This is a genomic window from Kluyvera sp. EC_51 (assembly GCF_019584505.1).
Taxonomy (GTDB): Bacteria; Pseudomonadota; Gammaproteobacteria; order Enterobacterales; family Enterobacteriaceae; genus Kluyvera; species Kluyvera sichuanensis.
Genome location: NZ_VDAG01000092.1, coordinates 137,225 through 151,520, shown reverse-complemented (window position 1 = coordinate 151,520; position 14,296 = coordinate 137,225). Strand labels below are relative to the sequence as shown.

The window sequence follows — 14,296 nt, the reverse complement described above, 5'->3', positions numbered from 1 at the left end:
CCTGGCTGCGATATTTCTGCGTCAGTATTTATAGGGCGCACAAATGCGCGCCCTATATATTTAAAGATTACTTACCGGTGAATTCGCTAAGGTTGTCTTTATCTACGCCAACGTAAGGAACGCGGACGATTTTGTTCTCGATCTTCCAGTTGGTACCATCAGCAGCACCTTTACCGGCCGCGAGGTTTTTCGCCAGATCGAAGGTCGCCTTCGCCTGGTTGTTCGCATCGTTCAGCACGGTACCGGCCATCGCACCGGATTTCACCAGCGCCAGCGCTTCTGGCAGGGCATCAACGCCGAATACTGGGATGGAAGATTTGTTGTGTGCTTTCAGCGCTTCTACCGCACCCATTGCCATCGCATCGTTGTTGGCGATAACGACTTCAATTTTGTTGGCGTTAGGGCCGGACAGCCATGCGTCCATCTTATCTTTAGCCTGAGCGGTATCCCACATTGCGGTATCTAACGCCAGCTGCTGGGTTTTCAGGCCCTTGTCGTTCAGCTCTTTGATAACGTAGGTGGTACGCGCTTCAGCATCCGGGTGGCCCGGTTCGCCTTTCAGCAGAACGAACTGAATCTGGCCGTCTTTGTTCAGGTCCCAGTTCGGGTTCGCCGCCCAGTGTTTAGCAATCAGGTCGCCCTGGATAATACCGGACTCTTTAGAGTCAGTACCGACGTAGAACGCTTTGTCATAGCTATCCAGCGCTTTACGAGAAGGTTCTTTGTTGAAGAAGACGATCGGCACGTTCTGGCCGCGCGCTTTTTCAATAACCGTGCCCGCCGCCGCTGGGTCAACCAGGTTAATTGCCAGCGCTTTCACGCCTTTTGCCAGCAGCACGTCAATCTGGTCGTTCTGCTTGGACTGGTCGTTCTGGGAGTCGTTCATCAGCAGCTGAACGTCCGGCGCGGTTTTCGCATCTTTCTCGATAGCTTTACGCACAACGGACATAAAGTTGTCGTCGTATTTATAAATTGTCACACCAATACGCGTATCGGCAGCGTGAGCTGCTGCACCGAAAAACATGCTGGCCATCAGGGCAGACAGGGTTAACACCTTCTTATTCATGGTATCTCCGGTTTTATTATGCAGGGTAGTTCGGGTGAAAATAATCGGCGGGCAGCGTTAACGGAATGTTACTGCTCGACGAAATTCACTGATAAAAATTTGTTCTTCCGTGTTGAGTAACAATCCAGATTACGTTCTAAACTGTTTTTGCAGCTGGAATACGTTATAAAAAGTGATTAATCACCGTTACATCATGTTTCAGCCTGATAAACGCTGCCATCATAGCTATGCCGATGTTAACAATCTGTGAATTTACTCACAGATTGAAAACGGTTACATCGAGCTAACAAATCAGTTCGTGATGGGATGCACAAATTGCCGTTGCGCCACCGAATGGCGGCGAACCAAGGTCGGCATAAAGCAGTGCGTTGCTTCGCCGTCAAGCTTTCCTGCCGCCCCTAACAGCGCCAGTTCCGTGGCCTGTTTTGCCATAGAAACAATCGGGTAGCGGATAGTTGTCAGCTGCGGGTCGGTATAGCGGGCGATGGGAATATCATCAAAGCCAATGACCGACACCTGCTGCGGCACGGCAATGCCGTTATCTTTAAGCGCGCTAAGCGCCCCGGCCGCCATATTGTCGTTATAGGCAAACACTGCCGTCAGCCCGGCATTGCGTCCGAGCAGCTCAACCATCGCCGCTTCCCCGCCCTGCATATCCGGCGAGCCGGTGCCGACCCAGCTATCGGGTGCCACAATTCCCTGCTCCAGCAGCGCACGCGCCCACCCTTCCCGCCGCATATCATCATCTTCAATGCGGTGGCTGGAGGCGAGATAACCAATACGTTGATGACCATGATTGAGCAGCATTCGCGTCCCCATCAGCGCACCGCTGACGTTATCAAGGCAGACGCAGCGATGGGCATAGCCGGGAACGATGCGGTTGATGAGCACCATGCCGGGCATCTGCGCCATAAACTCGCTCAGTTCACGATCGCTTAAGGCTTTTGAATGGACGATTAACGCGCTACAGCGCTGACGAATCAGCACCTCAATGGCGTTACGCTCTTTTTCTGCTTCGTGGTAGCTATTGCCGATAAGAACATATTTATGATGCTGCTGGGCGACGGTATCCACCGCTTTGACCAGCGCACCAAAAAAGGCGTCGGACACATCCATCACCACGCAGCCAATGGTATCGCTGACCTGCGTAGCCAGCGCCTGCGCGTTGGCGTTCGGGCGATAGCCCAGCGCTGACACCGCTTTCATCACCATGTCGCGCGTCTCATGGCTGACCAGCGCGCTGTTGTTCAGCACCCGCGAAACGGTGGCAACGGAGACGCCCGCCTGGCGGGCGACATCACGAATGGTGACCATACACACCGCCCGGTTGAAAATTGCTGCAGTTCACGATACACCCCCTATGTCCAGCGTGAGCGCTATTCTGGCAGCGAGCTTGCGGCAACTACGTGAGTGAGGTCACAGGGTTGGAAACGGTTACATCCATTTTGTTAATGGTTGTGATCTGGATCGTTATCTAAATGTGCCGCGAAATGACACACCTGACGCTTTTGCCGTCAATTGTCGCCAGAGCCATTCAACCGGCCCCTGACGGAAATAGCGCAGCCACAGCAGCGAGAACGCGAGGTTGACCAGCCAGATGGGAACGACAAACGCCAGCAGCGTCAGGCGATCGAATTCCATAAACAGGCCGAAGTGATAGAACAGCGTGGTGCAGATAAGCGTTTGCAGAAGATAGTTGGTGAGCGCCATGCGCCCGACGCAGACCACCGCCGCCGCCAGCCGGCTACGGCTGATTTGCGGCCAGTAAGCGTAGGCCAGCGCCGCATAGCCCAGCGTCTGGATAGGCGCGCTGATTTCACGCGGCGCCTGCAGCAGGAACGCACACCAGCGATAGTCCCAGTCGAGATGCCACTGGGCGGCAATCGCCGGCAGGTTAATCAGCATACCAAGCGAAATACACACCGCCGCGCAGCGACGATAGTGGCGGTGGCTGAACTGCCCTTTCAGCCAGCCGCAGCGCATCAGCGCCGCGCCCATCAGCATCATGCCCGCCAGCTGCCAGCCGTACTGCGCACCGAGCGCCAGCAGGTTCGCCGACAGCATATCGCTGCGGTTAGTGATGGCTTCCATTCCGCCATTCAGCTTCCAGTAATGTTCGTAGAGCAGGCTTGAAGCATCCGGCACCCATGAACGGCTTTGTCCGTTATCGGCAATCAGCCCAAGTAACAGCAGCACGGCCACGCCAATCACGTACAGCATCGCGCCGGTGTTGAATAATGCTTTCACTTCACGCGCGTCGCGCACCAGCCGCCAGCAAACCAGCCCCACCAGCGAATAGGCCAGCAAAATGTCGCCGTCCCAGAACAGTAGCCCGTGGATAAACCCAAGCAGCGCCAGCAGCGTCAGACGGCTTTGGATCCAGCGTGAACCGCGCGGTAGCAATAGCTGAAGACCTGCACCAAACAGCAGCGCAAACAGGGTGAGGAATTTCACCTGCGCAAACAGGTCAAGAATGGCCCACGTCCAGGCATCGCGAGAGGTAATTTCGCCGTACCAGGCAGGGTTAAGATAGGCGGCCTTCGGCAAGCCGAAGGCGCTGATGTTCAGCAGCAGGATACCCAGTATGGCTACGCCACGAATAAAATCCAGCGTGACGTTTCGCTCCATGTACCCTGCTCCGTTGGTCAATTAATTGTGGTGACGTACCGCGCGCAAGAACTCCTGGCGGGTATTCTGGCTGGACTTAAACAGGCCGCCCAGCGAGGTTGTGGTGGTGGCGCTGGTCGCATCACGAATGCCACGCGCTTTCACGCAGTAATGCACCGCGTCAATAGAAACCGCCACGTTGTTGGTACCGAGCAAAGTTTGCAGCGCGGTCAGAATCTGCTGCGTCAGACGCTCCTGCACCTGTGGGCGCTGAGCGAAGAACTGCACGATACGGTTGATTTTCGACAGACCAATCACCGAATCTTTCGGGATATAGGCCACGGTCGCTTTACCGTCGATGGTGACAAAATGGTGTTCGCAGGTGCTGGTTAAGGTGATATCGCGCACCGTCACCATTTCGTCGACCTTCATTTTGTTTTCAATGACGGTAATTTTCGGGAAATTAGCGTAATCAAGCCCGGAGAAAATCTCATCGACATACATTTTGGCAATGCGATGCGGCGTTTCCATCAGACTGTCATCACTCAGATCGAGATTCAGCAGCTGCATAATCTCAGTCATATGCCCGGTGATCAGACGCTTACGGGTTTCATTATCCATTTCGCGCTCCGATGGGCGCAGCGGCGTTTCCAGGCCACGGGCGACCAGCGCTTCATGAACCAGGACCGCTTCTTTACTCAGTGATGACATCGTTTATTCTCCTGCAGGTGTGGCGCTTTGCTTTTTCGGTGCAAAGTTTGCACTCATTGTGCGTGAGGCGACGCACAGAATCCAGTATTCGTCGCGATAATTATTGCAATCGTTATTCTCTTTCAACCTGCGGACGCCAGACCAGCGCTCCGCCAATCAGTAAGGCCACGGCGGCAATGCCCAGCGCGGGCTCCAGCCGTTGGGTGAGCCAGGTGGATATTGCCGAGGTCATCGGTCCCACTAATTGCCCAACGGCGTAACCGGTGGTCAGCAGTCCGGCCATATAGCGCGCGTGTTTTGGCGCGAGTTCGCGGCCATACAGCAGCGACAGCTGCACCGCCGCCGACCAGCAGCGCGCCGCACACCAGCCCGCTCATCCCCGGTAGCAGCCAGGCCAGCAGTACGCCCAGCCCCTGAAGCCACAGTACGACGGCCAGACGCTGATGCGCGTGACCTACCCCACGCATGGCGATACTCAAGCCAATACCCATAACGCTCGCCAGACCGAAAATCGGCCAGATAAACTGCGCAAACAGGCTCTCAGGAAAGCGATGGCTCGCCATCTGCGATAAAAAGGTAGCGGGCAGGATATAGCCGAAGCCTGCCAGACTATAGCTCCACACCAGCCGTTTCAGATTAGTGGTTAAAGTCAGCGGCTCGGGCTTTTCGCCGCTGCGGTGCAGTTCACCCGGACGCGGCAGCCAGCGGCCAATCAACGCCACCAGCAGCAGTGCCAGTACGCCATAAAGCTGCCAGCCCGCCGCCGCGCTCAGCGACTGTGCATGAATAAACACGCCGAGCAAACCGCTTAGCGCAATACCGGCGCCCGGCCCGGCAAATACCGCCGCGCTGAGGCCAGGTCTCGCATAGCGCGCCAGCCGTTCGTTAACCCACGCCGCCGTCAGCACCATTGCCCAGCCGCTCATGCAGCCAATGACAAAACGCAGCGCGCCGTGCAGCCAGGCGTTATCCGCCAGCGCCGAGAGAAAAGTCAGCGCAACGGCGCCCACAATCCCTAAATAGAGACGCATTTCCACACCGCGATGGGCGCGCATGGCATCCCACGCGCCAACCAGATACCCCAGATAGTTCAGCGCGGCGACCAGCCCGGCGCTGGTCAGCGTCAGCTCGCCTTCGCCGATCATCAACGGCACCTGTGGGGTAAACGCGAAGCGCCCTATCCCCATCGCCACTACCAGTACCAGAAACCCACTTAGCGCAATACGTACCGGCATGAACGCCCCGGATGTAAATGTAAAGTTATCTTTATGATGCAACATGTGGATGTTATGCGGAAGTGAAAGTTACTCACCGCCGATGAATTATCTGTATGATGGACTGATATATTTTGACCAAAACCGCGAGGAGCCCGCATGGAAATGCTTGAAGAGCACCGCTGTTATGGCGGCTGGCAGCAGCGCTGGCAGCACCATTCTGCCACGCTAAATTGCCCGATGACCTTTAGTCTGTTTTTACCTCCGGAAGGGAAAAAAACGCCGCCACCGGTGCTGTACTGGCTGTCCGGCCTGACCTGTAACGATGAGAACTTCACCACCAAAGCCGGGGCGCAGCGGGTTGCCGCTGAACTGGGCATTGTGCTGGTAATGCCCGATACCAGCCCACGCGGCGACGGCGTTGCCAACGATGCCGGTTACGATCTCGGCCAGGGCGCAGGCTTCTACCTGAACGCCACCGAATCCCCGTGGGCCGCGCACTATAGGATGTATGATTATCTGTGCGATGAGCTCCCGGCGCTTATCCAGGCACAGTTCAACGTGAGCGCACGCAGCGCGATTAGCGGCCACTCCATGGGCGGCCACGGTGCGCTGATGCTAGCGCTCAAAAATCCGGGCAAATATTGCAGCGCGTCGGCCTTCGCGCCGATCGTCAACCCAAGCCGGGTGCCGTGGGGGCAGAAAGCCTTTAGCGCCTATCTGGGCGATGACGTTGCTCGCTGGAAAGAGTGGGACAGCACCGAGCTGCTGCTGGCAAGTCAGGCGGAGCATGCTATCCCGATGCTCATTGACCAGGGCGATAACGACCAGTTCCTCGCCGACCAGCTCCAGCCTGCGGTGTTCGCCGAGGCAGCACGGCAGAAAGACTGGCCGCTCACCCTGCGCATTCAGCCGGGTTACGACCATAGCTATTACTTTATTGCCACGTTTATTGAAGATCACCTGCGTTTCCACGCCGAGTATCTATTGAAATAATGATGGTCCCGGTGTCGGCGCTTACGCGCCTCATCCGGGCTACCTCTCCGGCAACGTGTACGGATACGCCTTGCGATACTGCAACGGCGTTTTCCCCATATTCTTGCGAAAACAGGTAATAAACCACGCGTATTCGGTAAAGCCGACCCTTTCGGCAATCTCCCTCACTGAATGCTGTGAGTGCAGCAACAGCTCGCAGGCCTGGCGAATGCGCCGCATCATCAAATATTCCTGAATCGTCCCGCCGGTTTCATCATGAAATCGCCGCGAAGTATGCCCGCGCGAGCAGCCCATCACGGCGGCAATCTCCTCTAACGAACAGCGTTCATGATAGTGATTCTCCAGCCAGCGGATAATCGTCGATGAGAAGGTGTTATGCCCCACCGCCTGTTCTTGCTGTGGCAGCAGGCTAATCAGCTGCATAATTAAAAACGCGCTGTCGCTGGTGCTCCAGTTTTCTTCATGCGTTAAGGTTTCAAAACGCTGTAACAGCGTTTCAATCACCGGCTGCAGGTCGCCAACGTCAAACACCCTCGCCTTTTCGCCGCGTCCGCAGAGATGGCGCAACAGCATCTGCTGACGAGGAAAATCCCGCAGCCAGGGCTCAATCAACGACGGGTTAAAGTGCAGCGTGGTGCGGTGATAGAGGTTGCGCTCACTCTGCTCGACGTAGACCTTGTGCAGCTTGCCCGGCGGGAAAATAAACAGCCGCCCCGGCTTCACCGTATATTGCTGATGCTCCATCAGCGCGATACCCACGCCCCGTGAAACGGTGAGGATCTCCGCGCATTGGTGCCAGTGGTAATAGTTAGCGGGAAGATTCTGCATCCGGTTGAAATAGATAGATTTATCGTTGAGATGAATCTGCTCGAGATAGGTAGTGTCTTCCGTAGGTTGTGAATGTGCCACTGCGCCAGCCCCACATGTTAATAAACTTAAACTTTCATCATCGTAATAAAACTTTTGCGCCAAATTACGCCATAAAATTATTTTTAATTACCCTTCATGCTTAAAAATAAGAGCGTAATCACATTTGCCAACCACGCCAAATTCCTATTATTCGTCCGCCATCAACAAACTGAAACGGGATTTCATCATGCGGACGAAACAAGAATACGGTGCATTAGTCGAGGGTTGGATAGCGGCGGCAGTTCCCCGTTTATCGGCAGACTGCACGCAACTTCATGCGGGCGATACCGCTGCGCAATACCCGGACGATGTCGCCGGAATGGAGGGTTTTGTTCGCTTGATGTGGGGACTGTTTCCGCTGGTGAGCGGCGGCAGCGTGCCGGCGTGGCACGACGCTTTCGTCACTGGAGTGCGTAACGGCAGCAACCCGCAGCATGCGGGATACTGGGGCGATGTAGGCGACAACGACCAGCGCTGCGTGGAAATGGCGGCCTTTAGCCTTGGCCTCGCGCTGCCTAACGGTAAGCTGTGGTCATCACTTTCAGCCAAAGAGCAGGATAACCTCACCCATTGGCTCAGCCAGAGCGCAGACGTTGCGGTGCCGGACAATAACTGGCACTTCTTCCCGGTGCTGATCCAACTGGGGCTGAAATGCGTCGGACGCCCCTACGACATGGCGGTCATCAATCGTCATCTCGACGCCATTGAGCCCTTCTGGCTCGGCAACGGCTGGTACAGCGACGGTGCGGGCAAACCGCGCGACTATTACATCTCCAGCGCCTTCCATTTTTATGGCCTGATCTACAGCCACTTTATGCAGGATGTCGACCCCGAGCGCTGCCTGCGCTATCGCCAGCGCGCCCAGCAGTTTGCCAAAGATTACGCCTATTACTTTGCTGCTAACGGCGAGGGGATTCCGTTTGGCCGCAGCCTGACCTACCGCTTTGTGCAGGTCGCGTTCTGGAGCGCGGTCGCCTTTACCGAACTGGAGGTCTTTACCCCGGGCGTAGTGAAGGGGCTGATTCTGCGCCACCTTGAAGGCTGGCTCGATAAGCCGTTTATCGGCGCCGATGGCCTGTTCACCATTGGCTACAGCTATCCAAACCTGATTATGGCCGAGGACTACAACAGCCCCGGCTCCCCTTACTGGGCACTGAAAGCGATGCTGATTCTGGCGCTGCCGGAAGAGAGCGCCTTCTGGCAGGCCGCCTGCGAACCGCTGCCGACGCTGGATACCGTTCACCCTGTTCCCGAAGCCGGGCAAATCATCGTCCACAGCGATGAACAGCGCCACGCGTGGATGCTGATGTCCGGTCAGTTCGACAAAAACAACTTCGTCAACTTCGAGCAGAAGTACTGCAAATTCGCCTACTCCAGCCAGTTTGGTTTTACCCTCGAGCGCGGGCGCTTTGGCCTGAGCCATGCGGCGGTAGATTCCATGCTGCTGTTCAGCAACGGCGATGACTACTATCGCGGCCGCCGCGAGTGCGACATCGCTGAGGTAACGGATGACTGGGTACGCAGCGAATGGCGTCCGTGGGCCGATGTGACCGTCAGTACCTGGCTGGTTGCGCTGCAGGAAGGCCACGTGCGCGTGCACCGCGTACACACGCCGCGAACGCTGGAGTGCGTTGAAGGCGGGTTTGCCGCTAATTGCCACCAGCAAATGCGCCAGACCGTTACCGACAACAGCGTCACCCTTGAAACCACACACCACTACAGCCGGATGGTGGGTCTGACCGACAGCCGCCAACCGTTCATCGTCACCACGCCGCCAAACAGCAATTTGCTGTACGCCGCACCTGCCACTATCCCCTGTCTGCGCGCACAGCTTAGCGCCGGAACCCACTGGCTCGCCTGTTACGTCAGCGCCGACCCGGGTGCAGTGCGTGAGCTGCCGGGGCCATTGCATTTTAATGTGACGACACAGCAGTTAACCGTGAACGACCTGACGCTCACCCTAAAATAACCCTGACCTCTGGATAACGGCGGAGACCGCAATGACCACGATGATTCAGTCGACACGTTCGGCGTATATAAAACTCAGTCTCTTTGTTTTTCTGTTTACCTTTACCTGGGCGGCAAGCTTCGGCCTGTACGCCATCTGGCTTGGTGATAAAGCGGGGCTTGATGCCGTGGATATCGGCACCGTCTTCGCGGTGAACGGTGTTTTCGCGGTGGTGATTAAGCCGGTGTACGGTTACATCATGGACAAAATCGGCATGAAGAAGCATCTGCTCTATTTTGTCTGCATCGTCTCAGCGCTGATGGCACCGTTCTATATCTGGATCTACCTGCCGCTGCTGCAAACGCATTTCATCACCGGCATGATTGTCGGCGCGCTGTTCTTTAGCCTCGGCTGGTACGCGGGCGTGGCGGCGGAAGAGTCCTACGTCGATCGCTTCAGCCGCCTGTATAACATGGAGTTTGGCCGTATTCGCATGTGGGCGGCGCTCGGCTGGGCGACCGCCTCCTCCTTCTCTGGCTTCCTCTACAACATTTCGCCAAAAATCAACTTCGCCATCAGCAGCGTGTCAGCCCTATGCATGTTTGCCGTGCTGCTGACGCTCAAGGTGGACCACTTCGGCAAAGAAGAGAATAACGTTTTATCAAAAGAGAAAATCGTCATTACCGACGTGCTGAACCTGCTGAAAAACCGCAAGTTCTGGATGTTTGCGCTCTATATTGCAGGCGTGGCCTGGATGATGTTTATCGCCGAGCAGCAGTTCTCACGCTACTTCGTCACCTTCTTCACCACCAAAGAGGAAGGCAACGCGATGTTCGGCTATATGAGCACCGCGCAGTCCGCCGCTGAATTCTTCGGCATGATGCTAGTACCGGCCATTATCAACCGCATCGGTGCCAAGCAGGGCATGCTGCTCACCGGGCTGGTGATCAGCCTGCGCCTGATTATCTCCGGCATGACTAACGACCCGCTGGTTATCTGCCTCGTCAAGCCGCTCTACGGTATTGAGATTGCCCTGATTCTGGTGTCGGTCTTCAAATACATTGCCGAGCATTTCGACAAACGCGTTAACGCCACCATGTATCTGCTGGGCTACCAGGCGATGATCTACGTCGGTTCTATCGTTGTCGCGCCACCGGCGGGTTACGCCTATCAAACCATCGGCTTCGAGCACACCTATCTCATCATGGGCATTATCGCCCTGGTGTTCACCGGCGTCTCAGCCCTCACCTTATCGACCTGCTACAGCCATAAAAAAAGCGCTGTAGAACAGGAAATCAAGCAGCAAGCGCTGAATTAAAACGGGAATATGCCAGCATGATGTCTGAACAGATCAGAAAAGAACCGCTCGCCTTACACACCCTGAAACCGGGCGAACGTGAAGAGATTGGCCGTAAAATTCGCGGGGCGATGCCCGCGCTGCTGAAGGCAATTGATGACAACGCCGACTATTTCGGCACTCGCTTCCCGGATGCAGCCTGTAAAAACGGGGTCTATCCGATTATTGATAACGTCGAATGGACCACCAGCTTCTGGACCGGGCAGCTGTGGCTGGCCTATGAGTGGACGGGACTTGAGCGCTACCGCACGCTGGCGGAACAGCATATCCACTCCTTCGGCCAGCGGATTATTAACCGCGACCACACCAACCATCACGATCTGGGCTTTCTTTATAGCCTCTCCTGCGTGGCGGGCGAACGCCTGACCGGCAACCGTGAAGCGGGCTACATCGCCTTGCTCGCCGCCGAGGCGCTGATGGAGCGCTACAACGAGAAAGCTGGGATTATTCAGGCATGGGGCGAGCTGAATAACCCTGAGCAGCAGGGCCGCATGATCATCGACTGCAACATGAACCTGCCGCTGCTGTATGAAGCCAGCGCGGCCAGCGGCGACCCGCGCTACGCCGAGGCGGCAAAGCAGCACATTGAGCGGGCGCGCCGCCATATCGTGCGTGAAGACGGTTCGACCTTCCATACCTGGTATATGGACGTGGAAACCGGCGAGCCGCGCTTTGGCAACACCCATCAGGGCTTCTCCGACGATTCATGCTGGGCGCGCGGCCAGGCGTGGGGCGTGTACGGTTTCCTGCTGAACTACCTGCACACCGGCGATGAACGCCTGCTGGCGCTGAGCCAGACGCTGGCGAATTACTACCTGAACCGGCTGCCGGAGGATCTCATTTGCTATTGGGATCTGGCGCTGACCGATCCTGCCAGCGAGCGCGACAGTTCAGCGGCGGCGATTGTAGCCTGCGCCCTACTGGAGCTGGTTAAACATCTGCCAGTCACACATCCGGATCGCGAGAGCTATGAAACCATAGCACTACGGATGATTGGCAATATGATCGACGGTTACATTAACCGCGAGCATACGCCGGGCCAGGGGCTGCTTAAGCATTCGGTCTATTACTTTAAAGGCGGGATTGGCGTGGACGAGTGCTGTAGCTGGGGGGATTATTTCCTGATGGAAGCGATGGTGCGCGCGACGCAGAACTGGCAGAGCTACTGGTAATAAAAGGCCCGATGGCGTTGCGCTTTTCGGGCCAGTTTCCCGGGGTCGCTTGCGCTCGCCCGGGCTACCCTCGTATGTAGCCCGGCCAAGCGTCAGCGCCGCCGGGTTTTGCACAGGTTTAGAAGCGGTAATCCACCGCCATAAAGTAGCGACGACCGTCTTCGTTATAGCTGTAGTCATCACGATTCAGGTCTTTATCCCCCACGTTGAGCACGCCCGCGCGCAGCTTAACGTCTTTGGTCGCCTGCCATGCCCCGCCGATATCCCAGGTGGTATAGCCGCCCGGCGTTTTCGAGGTTGCCGTGGTAGCACGCTGCTTACCGGTGTAGCTTCCCGCCAGATAGAACGTCCAGTCCTGAATCGGGCTCCAGTCCACGCGGCCATTACCGGTGTGGAACGGCAGCTCCTGCAGCGGCTTGTCACCACCGTTGCTCAGGTCTCGACCGTCGTTATAGGTGTAGTTCAGCGTCACCTTCCAGTCGTCACCAAACGGTACCTTCAGCTCGGACTCCACGCCGCGGATACGCGCTTTGTTGACGTTGTAGTAGGCAAACACCGGCACGCCGTTATCGAAGCCGACAAAGTTCGGATAGCCCGGCGCTGCATTTTTATCGCGCGTACGGCTGATGTTAATCATGTCGTCGATATCGTTCTGGAAGGTGGTCACGTTCGCCTGCACGCCCTCCAGCCAGCCCTCTTCCCCTTGATAGTAGAGGCCGATTTCATAGCTCTCGCTGGTTTCCGGCTTCAGGTCCGGGCTACCGACAATTCGGCAGCCGCCGCGACAGGAGTTGGTGGCCCAGTCCGGGCTCAGTTGCAGCAACGAAGGCGCTTTAAACGCCGTGGCCCAGCCCCCTTTCACCGTCACGGTATCGGTCGCGTTATAGACCAGGTACGCACGCGGGCTCCAGTGGTCACCATAGGTTTGGTGATCGTCCATACGGATACCGGTGGTCAGTGCCAGCGGTTCAAAGATGCGCCATTCGTCTTCAAGGAACAGCGCGTACTGGCTGGCTGAGGTTTCGCTGCTGGTGCCGCGCGTCAGGTTAACCGGGTCACTCAGCTTGTCGTGACGCCATTCGCCACCTAAGGTCACCAACTGATTAATCGCCCCCAGCGGCAGTACATATTTACCGTCGATGGTGTTGCTTTCAGAGGTGATTTCACTGGCGTTACCCGGGTTCTTATTCACCACCTTCTCGCCGTAATATTTAAGCTCGCTGTTGCCCAACTCCCAGCGGCCATTGTGGCTTAACGAGTAGTTCTGGCGTTCAACGCGGTTACGGTCGAGCGAATCGGAGTCGCGGTCCTGGCGGTCGAAACCATAGCCTGCGGTGATATCGTTGCTCTCGTTTGGCGTCCAGGCGAACTCGACATTGGCATCGCGGCTGGTGAAGCCTTCAATACGTGGGCTTTCACCGGTCGCGCTGGTGCTGGAGGGTTGTTGATCGTCTTTCTCGCGTTTTGCCAGACTACCAAAGGCTTTCATGCCCAGCACGCCGTCCACCAGCGGGCCGGCGGTATAGAACTGGCCGTTCCAGGTGTCGCCACGGTCGCGGTGTTCCTGAATGGTGGTGTCAGCGGTGACGGTGCCGGTCCATTTGGCGCCAATCTTTTTGGTGATGATGTTGACCACCCCGCCCAACGCATCGGAGCCGTACAGCGAAGACATCGGCCCACGCACCACTTCAATGCGCTCGATAGCGTCTACCGGGATCCAGTTGAGGTCGAAATCGTTGTGGCGGAAGACGACGTTACGCGAGTTGACGCGTTTGCCGTCGATAAGAATCAGGGTATAGCTGCTGTCCAGGCCGCGAATACTCACGCCCTGACGGTTATCCCCTTCGTTGGTGAGCTGAACGCCCGGAACCTCTTTCAGCACATCCTTCAGGTTCTGCACCGGCTTGCGCTGCAGGTCTTCCTGGGTGATGACGCTGATACTCGCGGGCGCATCCTTCACGCTTTGTTCGGTGGCAGCCGCCGTCACGACCATCACGTCTTTATCATCTGCAGCGCTGACCGGCAGCGCCAGGGACATTACGGACGCACAAAGCCCGCCCCGAACCAAGGGGTTTAACCTGAACATTTCCTATCTCCATGAGGTGAATACTGAATTAAAACAAAGAGGTCTTACTCACAAATGCTGCTGCAATGCCGTTGACCGACGGCCTGTTGTTTTATGCAGATGTGGCTGGTCCCTCCAGGTTTTATCTATCAGGAGTGGAAATGGCTTCATCTATTTATATGAGGCGTGATAATAAACGTAATGATAATGATTATCAATTAAGTTTATTTAAAGTTATGTCAAGAAGTAAC

10 protein-coding genes and 1 pseudogene are annotated in these 14,296 nt (G+C 56.4%); 4 read left to right on the top strand and 7 right to left on the bottom strand.

Annotated elements, in window-relative coordinates; genetic code table 11:
- Positions 1-67 precede the first annotated feature (67 nt).
- The 5 genes and pseudogenes from mglB to FHC49_RS17430 all read right to left on the bottom strand — a co-directional run bounded on the left by mglB (position 68) and on the right by FHC49_RS17430 (position 5,619).
- Positions 68-1,066 (bottom strand): galactose/glucose ABC transporter substrate-binding protein MglB, encoded by a 999-nt coding sequence (gene mglB / locus FHC49_RS17450; protein WP_185666910.1) that lies wholly within the window; start codon positions 1,064-1,066, stop codon positions 68-70.
- A gap of 291 nt (positions 1,067-1,357) precedes the next feature.
- On the bottom strand, positions 1,358-2,380 hold the full coding sequence (gene galS / locus FHC49_RS17445; RefSeq protein ID WP_185666909.1) for an HTH-type transcriptional regulator GalS: 1,023 nt from the start codon (positions 2,378-2,380) through the stop codon (positions 1,358-1,360).
- 156 nt (positions 2,381-2,536) lie between these two features.
- Entirely contained in the window at positions 2,537-3,694 is a 1,158-nt protein-coding gene (gene yeiB, locus FHC49_RS17440; RefSeq protein WP_220440433.1) for a DUF418 domain-containing protein YeiB, read from the bottom strand.
- Positions 3,695-3,715: 21 nt separating this feature from the next.
- On the bottom strand, positions 3,716-4,384 hold the full coding sequence (gene folE / locus FHC49_RS17435) for a GTP cyclohydrolase I FolE (RefSeq protein ID WP_035893451.1): 669 nt from the start codon (positions 4,382-4,384) through the stop codon (positions 3,716-3,718).
- A gap of 112 nt (positions 4,385-4,496) precedes the next feature.
- Positions 4,497-5,619, bottom strand: a pseudogene (locus FHC49_RS17430) (YbfB/YjiJ family MFS transporter).
- A gap of 138 nt (positions 5,620-5,757) precedes the next feature.
- Here FHC49_RS17430 and fghA point away from each other — a divergent pair.
- The gene (fghA, locus tag FHC49_RS17425) at positions 5,758-6,594 is read left to right on the top strand and encodes an S-formylglutathione hydrolase (RefSeq protein ID WP_185666906.1); all 837 of its coding nucleotides are present in this window, start codon (positions 5,758-5,760) and stop codon (positions 6,592-6,594) included.
- Positions 6,595-6,633: 39 nt separating this feature from the next.
- Here fghA and FHC49_RS17420 read toward each other — a convergent pair whose 3' ends face one another.
- Positions 6,634-7,503, bottom strand: coding sequence for an AraC family transcriptional regulator (locus FHC49_RS17420; RefSeq protein WP_333009684.1), 870 nt, complete (start codon positions 7,501-7,503; stop codon positions 6,634-6,636).
- Positions 7,504-7,690: 187 nt separating this feature from the next.
- Between FHC49_RS17420 and FHC49_RS17415 the strand changes: the two genes are divergently transcribed.
- The 3 genes from FHC49_RS17415 to FHC49_RS17405 are packed head-to-tail and all read left to right on the top strand — an operon-like array spanning position 7,691 to position 11,980.
- The gene (locus FHC49_RS17415) at positions 7,691-9,472 is read left to right on the top strand and encodes a DUF2264 domain-containing protein (protein ID WP_255581396.1); all 1,782 of its coding nucleotides are present in this window, start codon (positions 7,691-7,693) and stop codon (positions 9,470-9,472) included.
- A gap of 31 nt (positions 9,473-9,503) precedes the next feature.
- Entirely contained in the window at positions 9,504-10,769 is a 1,266-nt protein-coding gene (locus FHC49_RS17410) for an oligosaccharide MFS transporter (RefSeq protein ID WP_220440432.1), read from the top strand.
- Positions 10,770-10,789: 20 nt separating this feature from the next.
- A complete protein-coding gene (locus FHC49_RS17405; RefSeq protein WP_220440448.1) occupies positions 10,790-11,980 on the top strand; it encodes a glycoside hydrolase family 88 protein in 1,191 nt (396 codons plus the stop codon).
- Between the two features lie 118 nt (positions 11,981-12,098).
- On the opposite strand, the gene cirA is transcribed toward FHC49_RS17405, so the two are convergent.
- Entirely contained in the window at positions 12,099-14,066 is a 1,968-nt protein-coding gene (gene cirA / locus FHC49_RS17400; RefSeq protein WP_220440431.1) for a catecholate siderophore receptor CirA, read from the bottom strand.
- Between the last annotated feature and the right edge of the window lie 230 nt (positions 14,067-14,296).

Coding starts and splice junctions, on each gene's coding strand:
- mglB (WP_185666910.1), bottom strand. CDS start 1,066: ATGAATAAGAAGGTGTTAACCCTGTCTGCCCTGATGGCCAGCATGTTT.
- galS (WP_185666909.1), bottom strand. CDS start 2,380: ATGGTCACCATTCGTGATGTCGCCCGCCAGGCGGGCGTCTCCGTTGCC.
- yeiB (WP_220440433.1), bottom strand. CDS start 3,694: ATGGAGCGAAACGTCACGCTGGATTTTATTCGTGGCGTAGCCATACTG.
- folE (WP_035893451.1), bottom strand. CDS start 4,384: ATGTCATCACTGAGTAAAGAAGCGGTCCTGGTTCATGAAGCGCTGGTC.
- fghA (WP_185666906.1), top strand. CDS start 5,758: ATGGAAATGCTTGAAGAGCACCGCTGTTATGGCGGCTGGCAGCAGCGC.
- FHC49_RS17415 (WP_255581396.1), top strand. CDS start 7,691: ATGCGGACGAAACAAGAATACGGTGCATTAGTCGAGGGTTGGATAGCG.
- FHC49_RS17410 (WP_220440432.1), top strand. CDS start 9,504: ATGACCACGATGATTCAGTCGACACGTTCGGCGTATATAAAACTCAGT.
- FHC49_RS17405 (WP_220440448.1), top strand. CDS start 10,790: ATGTCTGAACAGATCAGAAAAGAACCGCTCGCCTTACACACCCTGAAA.
- cirA (WP_220440431.1), bottom strand. CDS start 14,066: ATGTTCAGGTTAAACCCCTTGGTTCGGGGCGGGCTTTGTGCGTCCGTA.